This window comes from Meiothermus sp. CFH 77666 (assembly GCF_017497985.1).
Classification (GTDB): Bacteria; Deinococcota; Deinococci; order Deinococcales; family Thermaceae; genus Meiothermus.
The window spans coordinates 12,863-28,686 of record NZ_JAGDFV010000004.1; the positions used below are offsets into that span (position 1 = coordinate 12,863).

The window sequence follows — 15,824 nt, forward strand, 5'->3', positions numbered from 1 at the left end:
AAACCAGCGGTATCAGTGCTGGCTTCGCTTGGCTTTCAGGGCACCCTCGAGCCGCTCCAGCCAAGCCGCCATGCCGGTACCACGCTTGCCCGAAACCTCCAGGATCTCGATGCCCGGACGTATCTCACGCAGGTTCCGGTACATGGCTTCGTGGTCGAACTCCACTGCCTCGGCCAGGTCAATTTTGGTGATCAGGGCTATGTCGGCGGTGTTGATGAGGGTGGGGTACTTGAGCGGTTTGTCCTCGCCCTCGGTAGTGGAGAACAGTGCTACCCGCAGGTCTTCGCCCAGATCCCAGCTCGAGGGGCAGACCAGGTTGCCCACGTTCTCGATAAAGAGGAGGTCAATCTGGCGCAAGTCCCAGCCCTCTAGGTGTTCCTCAATCATGCGGGCCTCGAGGTGGCACAGGGTTTTGGTCTCGATCTGCCTTACCGGCGCGCCGCTCTCGGCCAGCCGTCGGGCATCGTTGTCGGTGGCCAGGTCGCCTACTAGGGCCGCAACCCGGTAGCGCGGGCTTAGCTCCAGCAGGGTCTGGCGCAGCAAAGTGGTCTTGCCCGAGCCAGGGCTGCTGACCAGGTTCAATACCAGCGTCCTGCTCTGGGCAAAGCGTTCGCGTAGTGAGCGGGCCAGCAGGTCATTGTCCTTGAGCACGTTGGCCCGCACCTCGAGGATTCGTGGCGTTTTGGTCATGGTCAGTCCTTTACCTCCAGGGCTACAATTTCCAGCTCCTTACCACGTCGGATCTCGCCCGAAAGCTCACCACAGCGAGGGCAGCGCAGGCTCTGGATGCCTGCCAACTCCACTTCGGCCTCGCAGGTGGGGCAGTAGATGGTCAGGGGCACCTCCTCGATCAGGAGACGGGTGCCCTCGAGGGGGGTGCCCTGGCTGGCTATCTCGAAGCCGAACAAGAGCGAGTCCACCACCACCCCCGAAAGTGCCCCTAATCGCAAGTGCACAGCCTCCACCTCTACCCCGCGTGCCGTTGCCTCCTCCTGGGCAACCGCAACGATATGGGTAGCGATTGAGAGCTCGTGCATAGGCTCCACCTAGGGTGTTAAGATGATAGGGCAAGTCCAGAAACCCTCTTAAGCCTGACCGAAATGCATGGGTACAGGTGTCCTGAGCTAGCTCATATAATCTAGGTAGCGTCGCCTATTTTTGAAAGGAGTCCAGAATGTGCCTTGCCATTCCTGGCCAGATTGTAGAGTTTGAAAGCGCCGATAAGCACATGGCGACCATTGATGTGTCGGGGGTCAAGCGGCAGGTCAACCTGGATTTGCTGCGCGGTTCCCCCTTGGAGGTGGGTGACTGGGTGCTGATTCACGTGGGCTTTGCCATGAGCAAGATCAGCGAGGCCCAGGCCCGCGAGCAGCTCCAGCTTTTGACCATGCTGGGCGAGGCCGAGGAAGCCCTGGAAGAACTCGAGGGCTACCAGTTTGCTGAGGAGCGAAGTCCCCATGCCCCATAACCTCGAGTTCTACGCTAGTTGCACCCTTGATGCCGACGGCTGCACCACCTGCGGCGACGTGGCGGTGCCCACTTTTGTGATTGAAGTGGTCGGCAGAGATGCAGTGGTACGAGACCGTCTCGGTCAGCAAGCGACCATCGCAGTGGACTTTTTTCCTGAGGTCAGAGTGGGTGATGTGCTCCTGGTGCACATGGGCGTTGCCATCGCAAAACTTCCTGCCCCTGCCGCGGGAGCGGGCCAGGAGGGGGTAGCGTGAAATACGTTGATGAGTTCCGCGATCCCAAGCTGATCGAAAAAGCCGCTGAGGAAATCCGTCGCCTGGCCGACCCCAAGCGCCACTACCGCATCATGGAGGTCTGCGGCGGGCATACCCACTCCATCTACCGCTTCGGTTTGCAAGACTTGCTGCCGGAGAACCTCGAGCTCGTTCACGGCCCCGGCTGCCCGGTCTGTGTGCTGCCTATGGGCCGGGTAGATGACGGCCTCCGGCTGGCCCAGAACCCCCAGGTAATCCTGACCGCCTTCGGCGACATGATGCGCGTACCGGGCCAGATGGGCACGCCTCTGGAGATGAAAGCCAGGGGTGTCGATATTCGTATGGTGTACTCGCCGCTGGACGCGCTCAAGCTGGCCGAGAAGAACCCCGCCCGCGAGGTGGTCTTCTTCGCCATCGGCTTCGAGACCACCGCTCCTTCTACGGCCCTCACGCTGCTGCGGGCTAAAAAGATGGGCATACCCAACTTCACCGTCTTCAGCAACCACGTCAACATCATTCCGGCCATGCGGGCCATCCTGGACTCGCCCGACATGCGCCTGGACGGCTTTGTGGGGCCGGGGCACGTCTCCACCGTAATCGGCTGCCGCCCCTACGAGTTCGTGGCCCGGGAGTATAGCAGGCCGGTGGTGGTCTCGGGCTTTGAGCCCTTGGATTTGCTGCAGAGCCTGGTGATGCTGCTGCGGCAGCTCAATGAAGGTCGGGCCGAAGTGGAAAACCAGTACGAGCGCGTCGTACCCTGGGACGGCAACCAGGCCGCACTGGCCGCCATGGCCGAGGTGTTTGAACTGCGCCCCTTCTTCGAGTGGCGCGGCCTGGGTTTCATCTCCCAGTCTGCGCTCAAACTGCGCCCGGAGTATGCCCCCTGGGATGCCGAGGCCCGTTTCGAGGTGGCCGGGGTGCGCGTGACCGATCCCAAGGCCGCGCAGTGTGGCGAGGTCTTGAAGGGGGTGCTCAAGCCCCCTCAGTGCAAACTATTCGGCAAGGAGTGCACCCCCGAAAAGCCCGTGGGCGCCCTGATGGTTTCTTCGGAAGGGGCCTGTGCCGCTTACTACAACTACGTCCACCGCGCCGAGCTGGTCTCGGGCGACTGAAAACCTATGGTCAAACCAACTGCCATCCGCTTCAAGGACACCCAGATCGAGCTGGCCCACGGCTCCGGCGGCAAGGCCAGCCGTCGTCTGGTGGAGGGGCTGATTGCGCCCATCCTGGGCAACCCTGCGCTGGACGATGCGGCCCTGCTGAGTCTGGGCAGTGCATCCCTGGCCTTTACCGCCGATAGCTTTGTGGTCAAGCCGCTGCGGTTTCCCGGCGGCTCCATTGGGGAGCTGGCCGTCAACGGTACGGTCAACGACCTCGCGGTCTCGGGGGCCAGACCGGTAGCCCTCCTTTCCACGCTGATTCTGGAGGCCGGTCTTTCGGTTCAGGTTTTGCAAGCCGAACTCGAGGCCCTTCAGCAAGCGGCCCAGCGGGCCGGGGTGCAGGTGGTGGGCGGCGATACCAAGGTGGTGGAGCACGGCAAGGCCGATGGGCTTTTCATCAGCACCAGTGGGATTGGGCTGGTAGACGCACGGGTTAAGCTGGCTGCTGCCTCGGTACGCCCCGGCGACCAGGTGCTGCTCTCGGGCCCTATTGGCGACCACGGCATCACCATTCTGCTGGCCCGTGGCGAGCTTGACCTCGAGGCCAGCCTCGAGTCCGACACCCGCTCGGTCTGGCCCTTGGTGGAGGCGCTGATTGAGGCCGCCGCGCCCGGCCTGCGCTGGATGCGCGACCCTACCCGGGGCGGGGTGGCCACCGCGCTCAACGAGCTGGCCAGGGATGCCCGGCTGGCCCTCAAGCTCTATGAAGAGCGCATTCCCATCCGCAACGAAGTGCGAGGGGCCTGTGAGATTCTGGGCCTCGACCCCCTGCACATTGCCAACGAAGGGCAGTTCATCGCCATTGTGGCCCCGGAGTACGCCGAAGCTGCGCTGGCGGCGGTGCAGGGTGTGGCCGGGGGTCGGGAAGCCAGGCTGGTTGGGGAGGTGGTGGAAACCCCCGCCGGCGTGGTCTACACCGTCAGTGGGTACGGCTCGAGCCGGGTGGTGGATATGCTGGTGGGCGACCCCCTGCCCCGCATCTGCTGACCCAGACCCAAAAATACGCCAATCAGCCATGAACCAGGCGGGGGCGATAGACCAGATCCAGGCCGCGATGCAGGCACGCAATACGCTGTCGAAGGCTTTTTTTGACCAGGAGGCAGCGCGTCTGGCCGAGGTCTGCCGACAGATGTCCGAACGGTTTCTGGCCGGGGGCCGCCTGCTGGCTTTCGGGCAGGGGCCCTACGCCACCGATGCACAACACGTTTCGGTGGAGTTTGTGCATCCGGTTATTGTGGGCAAGCGGGCCCTGCCGGCGCTCGACCTGTCCCTTTACTTCCGGCCCTGGTTAGAAGCCCTGCTCCGGCCCGAGGACATGGTCATGGGGTTTGCCCCTGCGTCGGGCGATGCCGAGGTCGAGGCAGCCCTGGCCTTCGCGCGGCAGAAAGGGGCCCTGACGTTTGCGCTCACGGGCCAGGGGGCCGACTACGCAGTGGAGGTCGCCACCCACCCTTTCATCCACCAGGAAATAGTAGAGATGCTCTATCACGTGCTGTGGGAGACCGTCCATGTTTTTTTCGAGCACCGCGAGAGCCGTCATGAACTGGGAGCGACCTCGTTTTTGTACCCATTCCTGGGCACAGAAAAGCAGGACACAGCAGCCCTGCTGGCCGAGGCCGCCGAATCCATTCGCCTGAAGGTGGCCGAAGACGCCCGCTTACGGCTGGTGGTAGCCGAGCAGCAGTCAGAGGCCATCGCCAGTGCCGCAAGCAGGATTGCCGAGCGGTTGGAGCGGGGTGGCAAGCTGATCCTCTTTGGCAACGGGGGTTCGGCCACCGACGCCAACGACCTTGCCCTGGACTGCGTGGCTCCACCGCTGGGCTGGAAGCCGATTCCGGCCATCTCGCTGGCCCTCGAGCCTGCCAACCTCTCGGCCATCGCCAACGATGTGGGCCCCGAGGTGGTTTTCCTCCGTCAACTGATTGCCCAGGCCCGCCCGGAGGATGTGGTGGTGGGCATCTCTACCAGTGGGGGCTCCAGAAACATTCTTCTGACCCTGGGGGAAGCCCGCAAACGAGGGCTCCTGACCCTTGCGCTGCTCGGCTACGATGGGGGAGAGGTGGTGCGGCAACACCTGGCCGACCTGGCCATTGTGGTACCTTCAGACCACATTCCGCGCATCCAGGAAGTGCAGGCCTCGGTCTATCACGTGATCCGCGAACAGTTGGGAGTGTTATGGCATTAGAGTTGTTTGGCACCCGGAGCTGCCCCTTTACCGCCGAGTTGCGGGAAGACCTCGAGTGGCGGGGAGTGACGTTTGTTGAGTATGACGTAGAGGTGGATGAACAGGCCCTCGAGCGGATGCTCGCCCTTACCCACGGCCAGCGCACCGTGCCCGTGCTGGTCGAGGGTGGGAAGGTCAAGCAAATCGGCTGGCAGGGGCGTGGCTGCGTGGTGGGGCAGGGGCCGTCGTAGAATACCCTCGTGCCCTGGAACCCCGATCAATACAACCAATTTCGAGCCGAGCGCTTGGCCCCTTTTTCGATCTGCTGTCGTTGATGAAGATACGCCCCAATCTCAAAGTGGTGGATCTGGGCTGTGGAACAGGAGAGCTAACCCGCAAACTGGCAGACAATCTGCCTGGCTCCGAGGCCTTGGGTTTGGATTACTCGACAGATATACTGTCTAAATCGGCAACCTTTGTCAGATCGTGGCTGTACTTTGAACAAGGCGATACCCGGGCGCTGAAGAGTGGGTGAGATTTGATTTTTTCTAATGCTGCCCTGAAATGTCTGGAAGACCATGCCCGACTGATCCCAACGCTCTGGAGTCGTCTCAAACCGGATTGTCAACTAGTGATGCAGATGCCTGACAACCACGACCATCCTTCCTGCCGGCTGACCAGCGAACTGGTCGAGATGGAGCCATTCTGTACTTTTTCACTGGGGCTGCGACCTTACAGAAGGCTATGTGCGAATTAATGCGCTCTATACCACCTAAAGTAACGCAAAAATAACGCAAAGGTGCTAGACTACGTTTGGAGGTGAGCAAAAGATGAAACGTTTAGCGCCCTTGATCGTCTTGTTTGCGTTGATGTTTGGCTCTCTAGGCAAAGCTCAGTCGGAAGGTTTTGGCCTCTACTCGGGCTTCCCGACCTGGATCGGTGTGCAATACCAGGTCAGCAGCTTCCGTGTAGGCGCTGGTCTTGCATTCGCTGGGCTGGGGGCGGGAGCCGATTACATTATTTTGGAGCAAGCCATCCCTGCTGCCCCGGGCTTTGATCTGAGCTGGTATGCAGGCGCAGGAGCTTCGCTGGGCCTGTGGTCCTTCAGCGGTGTGGGCGGCATCTACATCTTCCCCCACGGCCTGGCTGGGATCGAGTATGCCTTCCCCGGACAACCCTTCAGTGTATATGGTGAACTCCAGGTGGGCTTTGGTATTTTCACGGGTAACGTGCCTGGGGTAGGTGGTCTGGACTTCAACGCGCGGGCTGGCCTAATTTTCAGACCCTGAGCAACTGCTAGGATGAAGGGGTGCGTTTCATGCCCCTTCTTTTTTTGTTGCTGCTTTCGGCTTGCCAGCGGCCTGGCGATACCCAGCCGCCGCTGATTGGCATTACCCAGCCCAAAAGCGGGGTGCTTTCGCAGCGTTCGTTGCAGGTACAGGGGTATGCCCTGGATGACGTGGGGGTTCAGAGCGTGAAGGCAGGCGGAAAAGAGCTGCTTTCAGAGGCCAACCGGGGGCAGAAGCTGGTGCGCTTTAGCTTCCGGGTGCAGGCCCCCCAGTCGGGGCAGGTGGAAATCAGGGTAGATGCCACCGACATGAGCGGCCAGATCCGCACAGTTCGCTTGCCGATGGTGCTGGATGCGCGTCCCCCGCAGGTTGTGATTGAACGGGCCGAGCGGGTGGTGACGGTGGTGCAACCGGCCCGCAAACGTACCCTGCCCGATGGCACCGAGGAGGAAATCCCCGCCCGTACCGAGTCTACCCTGCAAATTTCCGGGCGCGTTCTAGACGATACCGGGGTGGATCGGGTGACCTTGCAATACGACCGAACCTTCAACCCCCTGTCGCTGCCCAAGGGCAAGGAAGTTAATTTCTACGTGGAGGTTCCGGTGCGCCGCGTGACCCTCATTGCGGTGGATGCGGCAGGCAACCGTACCAGCGTGGAGGTCAGTCGCTGAGCGACACCGGCAAATGAAGCCAAGCTAGCGTAAATCCTGTGCAGAACGGGTTTTGCTGGTGGCAAGGCCGCTTGGGGTGGGGCGCAAGCCGTCCCTCAAGACCTCGAGCCAGCCCTCCCGCAGGGCTTTATTCCTGGCCTGACGCAGAAAGGCTGGTTTCCAGCCAAACTCCGCTAGCACCTCCTGCTCGGAAACCGGTTGGTCGTGGTGGGCCAGGTGGGCCACCAGGAGGCGAGCGGCGACCTCGAGGCGCTCTCGTTCACGGCGCAGCCGGGTGGTCAGGTAGCCCCCCAGGGGCGAGAAAAGGAAGGCCAGCGCAAAGCAGATTCCGGCTACCGTGGCCATCATGCCGGCAATCGAAGCATCGAGCCAGATGGCCAGCCCGTAGCCCGCCAGGCTGGACACCACACCCACCCCCACCGCCAGGCCGATCATGACCGGCAGGCGCTGGGTAAGCAAGTAAGCCGTGGCGGGGGGAATGATCAGGAAGGCTACAATCAAAATGGCCCCTACCGACTGGAAAGCCCCCACCGAAGTGAAGGAAACCAGGGTCATGAGCGCATAGTGCAGTACGCCGGGTGCAAAGCCCAGGGTGGCGGCCAGGCCTGCATCGAAGGTGGAGAGCTTGAGTTCTTTGTAAAACAGCAGCACGAAGAGCAGGTTGAGCAGGGTCAGCGAACCCATCACCAGCCACGACTCGGGAATTTCACGGCCCCACAGGGCCAGGGTGTTGAAAGGCGCATAGGCAATTTCACCGTAGAGCACCGCGTCCATGTCCAGGTGCACATGGCGGAAATAAAGCGATACCGCCAGCACCCCCAGGCTAAACAGGGCCGGGAATACGATGCCGATGGCGGCGTCGTTCTTGACCCTGCCGGTGCGGGTGAGCCACTCCACCAGGGTTACGGTGACCAGGCCCGCTGCGGCGGCCCCCAACAAGGCGGGCAGGGAAGCCCGCTCGCCCCCCGAGAGCCAGTAGGCCAGCACAATCCCCGGCAGCACCGCATGGGCGATGGCATCGGACAGAAGGGCCATGCGCCGCAGCACCAGAAAGGTGCCTACCAGGGCCGAGGCCACCGAAACCAGGATGGCCGTGACGATGATGACCAGGTCGGCGTTCATATCACCCCACCTCAAGCGTTTTCGGCAGAACCCGCATGGCCTGTTCTAGTTCGTGGGCTTTTTCATGGCCTGCCGGTGTCAGCGCGTAGCCTTCTCGGCTTGACTGTACCCAGCCTCGAGCCTGCAACATCTCCAGATGCCGCTGGGCGGCTGCCGGCGACTCGCGGCGACGATGGGCCAGGGTTTGGGGGGTCAGGACATCGTGGTTGTGCAGCACATGGGCGTCCAGCAAGAGGCGCTCGAGGAAAATCCGGCGGCGGTTTTGCCCGGTACGAACCCAGTCCCACACCAGCCCGCGTAAAGGGGCCAGGAACAGCGAAACCAGCAGAATTACGCTGATAGAGAGAATCACCAAGGGGCCCGTGGGCAGGTTCTCGCGGCTGGCCGAGACCAGAGCCCCGCTCACCCCGGCCAACGCACCAAACAGCGCCGCAAGCCCAATCATGGCGCTGAGCCGATCCGTCCACTGACGGGCTGCCGCTGCTGGCGCAATCAGCATGGCCGCCATCAAGACCACCCCCACGGTTTGCAGCCCCACCATCACGGCCAGTACCGTGAGCGAGGTGAGCAGGGTGCCCAGGCCGCGCACCGGCAGGCCCAGGCTATGGGCATAATCGGGGTCGAAGGAGAGCAGCTTGAACTCTTTGTAGAAAAGGCCTACGGTGAAGAGGGCAATCCCCCCCAGCACGGTAAAGTTCAACACATCCGAGGCCACGATGGTAGCGGCCTGCCCGAAGATGAACTGATCCAGCCCCGCCTGGTTGGCGTTGTTGCCGTGCTGGATGAAGGTTAGGAGGGCAATGCCAAACCCAAAAAAGCTGCTGAGTATCACGCCCAGGGCCGAGTCTTCAGGTAGCCGGGTATGGCGTAACACGGCCAGCACCCCCAAAGAAGCCAGCCAACCGGCCAGGCCCCCACCCAGGAGCAAAATGAGGGGTACTTTGGAGCCCGTGAGGATGAAGGCCAGGCAGATGCCCGGCAGCGCCGCATGGGCCAGCACATCGCCCAGCAAACTTTGCCGACGCAGCATGGCAAAAGCCCCCAGCACCCCCCCAATCACGCCCAGCAGAGCCGAACCCAGGGCTACGTTTCGCAGGGTGTAGTCGGTAAAAACCTGGGATATGAGTTCCATCTCGAGCATTCGGTGTTTAGCTTCAAGCGCAGGGACTGTTTTACTGCTCTGGATTTTCTAGCTCCAGGCAGTTGGCGTTTGGCTATCTATTCTGGACTACCGGCAAAGAAGCCCCCACCATCCGTTCGCCATACGTTCGTTTCAGGTTCTCAGCGGTGAAGGTCTCGTCCATCGGCCCGCTAGTAATGACCTGTACGTTGAGCAGGGTCAGGTGGTCGAAGTAGGCCCGCACGGTTTCCAGATCGTGATGTACGACCACCACGGTTTTGCCATGCCGTTTAAGCTCATGCAGCACCTTCAAAATGGCGTCTTCGGTGACGGCGTCTACCCCTGCAAAAGGCTCGTCCATGAAGTAGAGGTCGGCGTCCTGGGCCAGAGCACGGGCCAGAAAGACCCGTTGCTGCTGTCCGCCCGAAAGCTGGGAGATTTGCCGATTGGCGAAGGCCTGCATCGAGACCTGCTCTAAGCAGCGCAAGGCTGCCTGGCGCTCTGGCCTGCCGGGCCGCCTGAACCAGCCCAGCTTGCCGTAGAGGCCCATCATTACCACATCCAGCACACTGGCAGGGAAATCCCAGTCTACTGTGCCCCGCTGGGGTACGTAGCCAATGCGGGCTCGAGCCTCAGCCAGGCTTTGTCCGAAGAGCCAAACCTGCCCGGAGGCTCTGGGTACCAGCCCCAGCACGGCCTTGAGGAGCGTTGATTTGCCCGCTCCATTAGGGCCGACGATGGCGCATAGCTGCCCGGCCGGCACCTCCCAGTCGATGTCCCACAGCACGGGTTTTTCACGGTAAACCACGGTCAGGTCGCGCACGACCAGGGGGGGTGGGCCGTGTGGGGTAGGGGAGGGGGTCATAGCGACCTCCCCAAGAGCCCGCTCACAATGGTACGGGTATTGTGTTCCATCATGCCCACATAGGTTCCTTCGGGGGTACCGGGGTTGCCGGCGGCATCGGAGAAAAGTTCGCCTCCCACCGCAACCGTCCAGCCCCGGGCCCGCACGGCGGCCACCACTGCCTCTATGGCCCGCCGGGGCACGCTGGACTCCACAAAGACGGCCCGAATCCGTCGCTGGACAATAAAATCGGCCAACTGCTGCACGTCGCGGGTGCCGGCTTCGGAGAGGGTGGAGATGCCCTGCAGCCCCCGCACCTCGAGGCCATAGCGCCGCCCAAAGTAGGCAAACGCATCATGGGCCGTGATCAGTACCCGTTGCTGGGCAGGAACTCGCGCGATTTGCTGGCGAATGAAGGCATCGAGTTGCTCGAGGCGCCGGCTATAAGCCTGGGCGTTGGCCCGGTAGTAGGCGGCCCCTGGCGGGTCTACTTTGCTCAGGGCATCGCGCACCCGGCCCACCGTCAGCTTCCAAAGGGTCACATCGAACCAGACGTGCGGGTCGTAGGTGTACTGGCCTCCGAACCCCCCCGGAGGCCGGATCAGCCGTTCGCGCGGGATGGCGTCGGTCACGGCGATGGCTTTGGGCAGGCGCTCCAGAAGTTCTACCATTTTGCCTTCCAGGTGAAGTCCCGCGTAAAAGACGAGATGGGCTCGTTGTAGCTTTCGCACATCCCCCGCCGAAGCCTTGTACAGGTGGGGGTCTACCCCGGCCCCCATCAAGCCCTCGACCTGCACGCGGTTGCCCCCAACCTGTTGCACCAGGTCGGTAACAAAGTTGACCGTGGTCACGATTTGCAACGGGCTTTGTTCGATGGGTTGGAGTCGGGCTATTTTGTCGGCCTGGGCGTGTGCCTGGAAGCCTGTCAGCAAAGCAAGTCCCAGCACGGCAAGGTGAGCCGCTCTACTCATTTTGGGCCTCCCTCGAGGTGGATCCACAACACCTGGGCCAGGCTCACGGGCAGCAGATAGCGCTCTTTTCCAACCTGGATGCGACTGCCCTCGGCTATGTGTTCTAGCAATTGAATGGAGACGCCGGGTTTGAGGCCCAGGTGGGCAAAGAGGTTGAGCGCGTCCTGATCCTGGGTGGCAACCCGGGCCACCCTGCCGAGAGCACCCCGCTCCAGGGCGGTCAAACGGCTGTTGGGGGTGCTTTGGGGCAGCTCGAGGGTTGCGCTGGGGATGGCGTCGCCGTGGGGGTCGTGGGAGGGGTGGCCCAGCCACTCGGCAATGCGCTCTTCGAAGGCTTCGGAGATGTGGTGCTCGAGCTTTTCCGCCTCGGCATGGACTTCTTCCCAGCCATAGCCCAGGGCCTGGTGCAAATAGGCCTCAATTAGCCGGTGGTGGCGGAGTACCTCGAGGGCTACCTTGTAGCCTGCCTCGGTGAGGCGCACACCCCGGTAGGCTTCGTAGTCCACCAGCCCCAGCTCAGCCAGTTTTTTCAGCATCCCGGTCACCGACGCGGGCTTGACCTGCATCTGGTCGGCCAGCGACTGAGTGGATACGGGGCGGGTATCTTCCAGTCTGCCCATGCCTTCGCCCCCGCTGCCCAGCAAAAGTATTTGTTTCAAATAGTCTTCCTGAGCTTCGGAAAGAGATGTTCGGACAGTCAATTGATTCACAGGCGTCACCCCGGCAGCTGGCAGTGGTATTGATCCACATCGTTGCCCTCTGGATATTTAGGCATACCTGCCCAAATAGGTTATTATTTTTAGGCTAAACTAAATATTTTGTCAAGTGGGAAGGGAAGTGACTTCGACATTGAGCCACAAGTCGGATGCCCAACTGGATACATCAACCCGAAGCAACCCTTGATTCGCAGTTTCCATGTCCCGCACTAAACCGTGTCCGCATCGAACTGTGAAAGAAGCGAAGGGGCTTCCAATGGGGGATACGCTGATTTTATGGCTGCCTTAGGAGGTGGCGGGCGATGAAATCAACCCCGTAAGCCTAGATGAGGTTGCTGGTGGGTTACTGCTTTCGATTTTCTGCGAAGCGCCAGGCGGTCTCAACGATCTGGTTGAGCTCCCGGTACTGCGCCTCCCAGCCCAGTATTCTGTGGGCCTTGCTTGGGTCGGCGACTAAAGCGGGGGGGTCTCCGGCCCGGCGGGGGGCCTCCTCGGCGGGAACCTTGCGGCCCCCTACCCGTTCGACGGCGGCGATGACTTCGCGCACGCTGTGGCCGTGGCCGGTACCCAGGTTGAAGGCGGTAGATTCGCCGCCCTCGAGCAAATACTGCAAGGCCCGTACGTGGGCATCGGCCAGATCCATCACGTGAATGTAGTCGCGGATGGCGGTGCCATCGGGGGTGGGGTAATCGGTGCCGAAAATCCTGACCGGAGGCCGCTTGCCCAAAGCGGCATCTATTACCAGGGGGATGAGGTGGGTCTCGGGGTCGTGGACTTCGCCAATCTCACCCTCGGGGTCGGCCCCGCTGGCGTTGAAGTAGCGCAGGGCCACCCAGCCCAAGCCATAACACTCGCCAAACCATTTGAGCATCTTTTCTCCCATCAGCTTGGACTCGCCATAGGGGCTGATGGCCGACTGGGGGAAGTCTTCACTGATGGGAACGCGCTCGGGGATGCCATAGGTGGTACACGAGGAGGAGAACACAATGCGCTTGACGCCTGACTCGTGCTGGGCCTCGAGCAGGTTGAGCATGTTGGCCACGTTGTTGCGAAAGTACTTGGCCGGGTTCTGCATGGACTCGCCCACATAGGCGTTGGCGGCAAAGTGGATCACCGCCTCGATCTGGTGGTCGCGTATGGCCTGCAGAATGGCCTTTTTATCGGCTAGGTCGGCCTCGACCAGCGGCCCCCAGCGCACCGCCCAGCGGTGGCCGGTGCTGAGGTTGTCAAGCACCACAGGGTTATGACCGGCTCTCTTCAGGGTTTTGGCGGTGTGGCTGCCGATATAGCCCGCCCCCCCCACAACCAGAACGTTCATCTGAGCACCTCGATCATGGCAGAATCAAACAATCTTCCCACAGCCCATTCCTATCGCGAAGCTGCGGCCTGGAGGCTTCTGAAGTACGCGATGGTGCGGGCCAGTCCCTCACGCACCGCCACCCGGGGCTCCCAGCCCAGGAGCGCTTTGGCCCGGCTGATGTCAGGGCGGCGCTGACGGGGGTCGTCCTGGGGGAGTGGCCTGTACTCGAGGGGCATCTTGGAACCGACCAGCTCCTGGATAAGCTCGGCCAACTGGAGCATGGTGTACTCCTCCGGGTTGCCCAGGTTCACCGGCTGGTGATACTCCACGTCCATCAGGCGGCGGATGCCCTCGATCAGGTCGTCCACGTACTGAAAGCTACGGGTCTGACTACCATCGCCGTAGATGGTGAGGGGCTGGCCGCGCAGGGCCTGGTTGATGAAGTTGGTGACCACCCGCCCATCTTCGGCGTCCATACGCGGGCCGTAGGTATTGAAGATCCGAATGATGCGGGTGGAGACCCCCCTGGCCTGCCGGTAGGCCATGGTGAGGGTCTCGGCGTAACGCTTGGCTTCATCGTAGATGGAGCGCGGCCCCACCGGGTTCACGTTGCCCCAGTAGGTCTCGGGCTGCGGGTGTACCAGCGGGTCTCCGTAGATCTCGGAGGTGGAGGCCAAAAAGAACTTAGCGCCCTTTTCCAGAGCCATATCCAGCAGGTGGCGGGTGCCTTCGCCGTTGACCAGCAGGGTCTGGATGGGTAGTTTCAGGTAACGCGGAGGCGAGGCGGGCGAGGCAAAGTGCATCACCCAGTCCAGAGGCCCCGCTATCTCGAGGGGCTTGGAAGCATCGGCCTGGACAAAGTGAAACTGGGGGTGCTGGGCGAGCAGCTCAATGTTGCGCGGTTGGCCGCTGCTGAAATCGTCGACGCCCACCACTTCGTGACCCTCGAGCAAGAGCCGCTCCGAGAGGTGACTCCCCAGAAAACCCGCTGCGCCGGTAATGAGAATTCGCATTTTTACCCTTTCTTGCAAAGCCAGACCCGATTCTTTTTCTTTGGCTCAACCCCGTGTATGAATCGCATATCGCAGGTCTCGGGCAGGTATTTCTTTGTGCTTTTGGCTTTCGGCAAATCTGCAAGCACGCCCAGACCCGCCGTTGGCCCACCCCTAACCCTCCGCCGTGACCAGCTGTGGATTGCTGCCTGTGCCAACCCCTATGTGCTGGAAACCGGCTCTGGTCAGGCGCTGTTTGTCCAGGAAGTTGCGTCCGTCCACTACCAGGGGCTTCTTCATCAGCCTGGCCATGCCCTCCCAGTCGAGCTCGCGGTAGACTGCCCAGTCGGTGACCAGCACCACTGCGTCGGCGTCCTCGACCAGATCCATCACGCTCTCGCAGTACTCCACAGCCAGATCAGGGTTTTGTTGCTGGGCTAGTTTGAGCGCGATGGGGTCGTGGACGCGCACCTTGACCCCGTGCTTGATGAGTCGCTGGGCAATGTCCAGGGCGGGGGAGTCGCGCAGGTCGTCGGTGTTGGGTTTGAAGGTCAGGCCCAACAGACCAATAGTGCGGCCCTTGAGGATTTTGAGTTCACGCTGAAGTTTTTCTACCATGCGCTCTCGCTGGCGGTAATTCACCTCGCGGGCTGCCTGCACGATGGGCATTGAGAGGCCGTACTCTCTGGCAGTCGATACCAGCGCAGCGGTGTCCTTGCCAAAGCAGCTACCGCCCCAACCAACCCCAGCCTGCAGAAAACGCGGGCCAATACGACTGTCCAGTCCAATACCCCGGGCAATCTGGGTTACATCGGCCCCTACCCGCTCGGCCAGGCTGGCAATTTCGTTGATGAAGCTGATCTTGACCGATAAAAAGGCGTTGGCAGCGTATTTGATCAGTTCGGCTGAGGCCAGGTCGGCGGTGATGAGCGGAACCGCCTTCATGGCGTTAGGGCGGGGCTGGAAGGAGGGTTCGGGGAAGCTCTGCTCAATCAGGGGGCGGTACAGGTTGTAGAGGGTCTCGAGGGCTTCCTCCCGTTCGGCGCCCACCACAATACGGTCGGGGTAGAGCGAGTCGTAGATGGCTGAGCCCTCGCGCAGGAACTCGGGGTTCGAAGCTACCGCAAAGTTGCCTTTGGCCTTCTTACCGTGCTTGGCCTCGTAGGCGGTTTGTACCAGCGACTCCACCCAGTTGCCCGAGCCAATGGGCACAGTGGATTTGTTCACGATCACTGCGAACTTGCTATTCAGGTGCTGGCCGATGCCCTCGGCAGCCGCCTGCACATAGCGCAGGTCGGGGCTGCCATCGGGGGCCGAGGGAGTGCCCACTGCGACAAAGATCACGTCGGCGTCCGGCACGGCTTCGGCGTAGGAGTCGGTGAACTTCAGGCGTTCGCGGGAAAGGTGCATGAGTTCCTCGAGGCCCGGCTCGTAGATGTGCGCCTTGCCTGACCGCAAAAGGGCCAGCTTTTGCTGATCCACATCCACACAGGTGACCTGATGACCGATGTAAGCCAGCGTGACCCCGGTGGTAATGCCCACATATCCAGTACCGATGACAGCGACCTTCATGGCTTTCATGCGTTACTCCTCGAGTTGTGATCCATCCAGATGAGCGGTGGACTATTCCAAACCATGGCTCAGTGTACAAGGGCTGTTGCCAGATCCAACCGCTAAATATCACAGCACAGGTAGAAAAGCTGCCTCACAGGCGTCATTTTTACGCTGTAGCGTTACAGTAAAGTGAAAGT

General features: G+C 61.5%; 18 protein-coding genes. 8 read left to right on the forward strand and 10 right to left on the reverse strand.

Annotated elements, in window-relative coordinates:
* Positions 1-12: 12 nt before the first annotated feature.
* Both hypB and hypA read right to left on the reverse strand, forming a co-directional pair.
* A complete protein-coding gene (gene hypB, locus J3L12_RS03170) occupies positions 13-690 on the reverse strand; it encodes a hydrogenase nickel incorporation protein HypB (protein WP_208013598.1) in 678 nt (225 codons plus the stop codon).
* A gap of 2 nt (positions 691-692) precedes the next feature.
* Positions 693-1,037 (reverse strand): hydrogenase maturation nickel metallochaperone HypA, encoded by a 345-nt coding sequence (gene hypA, locus J3L12_RS03175; RefSeq protein WP_208013599.1) that lies wholly within the window; start codon positions 1,035-1,037, stop codon positions 693-695.
* A gap of 137 nt (positions 1,038-1,174) precedes the next feature.
* Here hypA and J3L12_RS03180 point away from each other — a divergent pair, with 137 nt between their 5' ends.
* The 8 genes from J3L12_RS03180 (at position 1,175) to J3L12_RS03220 (ending at position 7,008) form a co-directional block, all read left to right on the forward strand.
* Entirely contained in the window at positions 1,175-1,468 is a 294-nt protein-coding gene (locus tag J3L12_RS03180) for a HypC/HybG/HupF family hydrogenase formation chaperone (protein WP_208013600.1), read from the forward strand.
* Complete coding sequence (locus J3L12_RS03185; protein WP_208013601.1) at positions 1,458-1,724, forward strand: HypC/HybG/HupF family hydrogenase formation chaperone; 267 nt, start codon at positions 1,458-1,460, stop codon at positions 1,722-1,724. Before J3L12_RS03180 ends, J3L12_RS03185 begins: the two co-directional genes overlap by 11 nt.
* On the forward strand, positions 1,721-2,836 hold the full coding sequence (hypD, locus tag J3L12_RS03190; protein WP_208013602.1) for a hydrogenase formation protein HypD: 1,116 nt from the start codon (positions 1,721-1,723) through the stop codon (positions 2,834-2,836). Before J3L12_RS03185 ends, hypD begins: the two co-directional genes overlap by 4 nt.
* Positions 2,837-2,842: 6 nt before the next feature.
* Complete coding sequence (gene hypE / locus J3L12_RS03195; protein WP_208013603.1) at positions 2,843-3,871, forward strand: hydrogenase expression/formation protein HypE; 1,029 nt, start codon at positions 2,843-2,845, stop codon at positions 3,869-3,871.
* Between the two features lie 28 nt (positions 3,872-3,899).
* A complete protein-coding gene (locus tag J3L12_RS03200; protein WP_208013604.1) occupies positions 3,900-5,069 on the forward strand; it encodes an SIS domain-containing protein in 1,170 nt (389 codons plus the stop codon).
* Complete coding sequence (locus J3L12_RS03205; protein WP_208013605.1) at positions 5,060-5,299, forward strand: Uxx-star family glutaredoxin-like (seleno)protein; 240 nt, start codon at positions 5,060-5,062, stop codon at positions 5,297-5,299. The genes J3L12_RS03200 and J3L12_RS03205 overlap by 10 nt, the downstream gene beginning before the upstream one ends.
* 579 nt (positions 5,300-5,878) lie before the next feature.
* Positions 5,879-6,337: a hypothetical protein gene (locus J3L12_RS03215; RefSeq protein ID WP_208013607.1), complete on the forward strand. Its 459-nt coding sequence runs from the start codon at positions 5,879-5,881 to the stop codon at positions 6,335-6,337.
* A 20-nt stretch (positions 6,338-6,357) separates the two neighbouring features.
* Positions 6,358-7,008 (forward strand): hypothetical protein, encoded by a 651-nt coding sequence (locus J3L12_RS03220; RefSeq protein WP_208013608.1) that lies wholly within the window; start codon positions 6,358-6,360, stop codon positions 7,006-7,008.
* Between the two features lie 24 nt (positions 7,009-7,032).
* Here J3L12_RS03220 and J3L12_RS03225 read toward each other — a convergent pair whose 3' ends face one another.
* From J3L12_RS03225 to J3L12_RS03260, 8 genes are all read right to left on the reverse strand, one after another.
* On the reverse strand, positions 7,033-8,130 hold the full coding sequence (locus J3L12_RS03225; RefSeq protein WP_208013609.1) for a metal ABC transporter permease: 1,098 nt from the start codon (positions 8,128-8,130) through the stop codon (positions 7,033-7,035).
* Between the two features lies 1 nt (position 8,131).
* Positions 8,132-9,262 carry an iron chelate uptake ABC transporter family permease subunit gene (locus J3L12_RS03230; protein ID WP_208013610.1) on the reverse strand — a complete coding sequence of 377 codons (1,131 nt, stop codon included), beginning with the start codon at positions 9,260-9,262 and terminating at the stop codon, positions 8,132-8,134.
* Between the two features lie 82 nt (positions 9,263-9,344).
* Positions 9,345-10,115, reverse strand: coding sequence for a metal ABC transporter ATP-binding protein (locus J3L12_RS03235; RefSeq protein WP_208013611.1), 771 nt, complete (start codon positions 10,113-10,115; stop codon positions 9,345-9,347).
* Complete coding sequence (locus J3L12_RS03240) at positions 10,112-11,065, reverse strand: zinc ABC transporter substrate-binding protein (RefSeq protein WP_208013612.1); 954 nt, start codon at positions 11,063-11,065, stop codon at positions 10,112-10,114. Before J3L12_RS03240 ends, J3L12_RS03235 begins: the two co-directional genes overlap by 4 nt.
* A complete protein-coding gene (locus J3L12_RS03245; protein ID WP_208013613.1) occupies positions 11,062-11,775 on the reverse strand; it encodes a metal-dependent transcriptional regulator in 714 nt (237 codons plus the stop codon). Before J3L12_RS03245 ends, J3L12_RS03240 begins: the two co-directional genes overlap by 4 nt.
* Before the next feature lie 349 nt (positions 11,776-12,124).
* The gene (gene galE / locus J3L12_RS03250; protein ID WP_208013614.1) at positions 12,125-13,099 is read right to left on the reverse strand and encodes a UDP-glucose 4-epimerase GalE; all 975 of its coding nucleotides are present in this window, start codon (positions 13,097-13,099) and stop codon (positions 12,125-12,127) included.
* Positions 13,100-13,149: 50 nt separating this feature from the next.
* Positions 13,150-14,094: a UDP-glucuronic acid decarboxylase family protein gene (locus tag J3L12_RS03255; RefSeq protein ID WP_208013615.1), complete on the reverse strand. Its 945-nt coding sequence runs from the start codon at positions 14,092-14,094 to the stop codon at positions 13,150-13,152.
* Positions 14,095-14,247: 153 nt separating this feature from the next.
* Positions 14,248-15,654, reverse strand: coding sequence for a UDP-glucose/GDP-mannose dehydrogenase family protein (locus J3L12_RS03260; protein WP_243454882.1), 1,407 nt, complete (start codon positions 15,652-15,654; stop codon positions 14,248-14,250).
* Between the last annotated feature and the right edge of the window lie 170 nt (positions 15,655-15,824).

Bases quoted from the DNA above. Each gene is read 5' to 3' on its own strand.
- J3L12_RS03230 (WP_208013610.1), bottom strand. From the start codon at position 9,262: ATGGAACTCATATCCCAGGTTTTTACCGACTACACCCTGCGAAACGTA.
- hypB (WP_208013598.1), bottom strand. From the start codon at position 690: ATGACCAAAACGCCACGAATCCTCGAGGTGCGGGCCAACGTGCTCAAG.
- galE (WP_208013614.1), bottom strand. From the start codon at position 13,099: ATGAACGTTCTGGTTGTGGGGGGGGCGGGCTATATCGGCAGCCACACC.
- J3L12_RS03235 (WP_208013611.1), bottom strand. From the start codon at position 10,115: ATGACCCCCTCCCCTACCCCACACGGCCCACCCCCCCTGGTCGTGCGC.
- hypE (WP_208013603.1), top strand. From the start codon at position 2,843: ATGGTCAAACCAACTGCCATCCGCTTCAAGGACACCCAGATCGAGCTG.
- J3L12_RS03205 (WP_208013605.1), top strand. From the start codon at position 5,060: ATGGCATTAGAGTTGTTTGGCACCCGGAGCTGCCCCTTTACCGCCGAG.
- J3L12_RS03200 (WP_208013604.1), top strand. From the start codon at position 3,900: ATGAACCAGGCGGGGGCGATAGACCAGATCCAGGCCGCGATGCAGGCA.
- J3L12_RS03260 (WP_243454882.1), bottom strand. From the start codon at position 15,654: ATGAAAGCCATGAAGGTCGCTGTCATCGGTACTGGATATGTGGGCATT.
- J3L12_RS03185 (WP_208013601.1), top strand. From the start codon at position 1,458: ATGCCCCATAACCTCGAGTTCTACGCTAGTTGCACCCTTGATGCCGAC.
- J3L12_RS03225 (WP_208013609.1), bottom strand. From the start codon at position 8,130: ATGAACGCCGACCTGGTCATCATCGTCACGGCCATCCTGGTTTCGGTG.
- J3L12_RS03255 (WP_208013615.1), bottom strand. From the start codon at position 14,094: ATGCGAATTCTCATTACCGGCGCAGCGGGTTTTCTGGGGAGTCACCTC.
- J3L12_RS03180 (WP_208013600.1), top strand. From the start codon at position 1,175: ATGTGCCTTGCCATTCCTGGCCAGATTGTAGAGTTTGAAAGCGCCGAT.
- J3L12_RS03240 (WP_208013612.1), bottom strand. From the start codon at position 11,065: ATGAGTAGAGCGGCTCACCTTGCCGTGCTGGGACTTGCTTTGCTGACA.
- hypA (WP_208013599.1), bottom strand. From the start codon at position 1,037: ATGCACGAGCTCTCAATCGCTACCCATATCGTTGCGGTTGCCCAGGAG.
- J3L12_RS03215 (WP_208013607.1), top strand. From the start codon at position 5,879: ATGAAACGTTTAGCGCCCTTGATCGTCTTGTTTGCGTTGATGTTTGGC.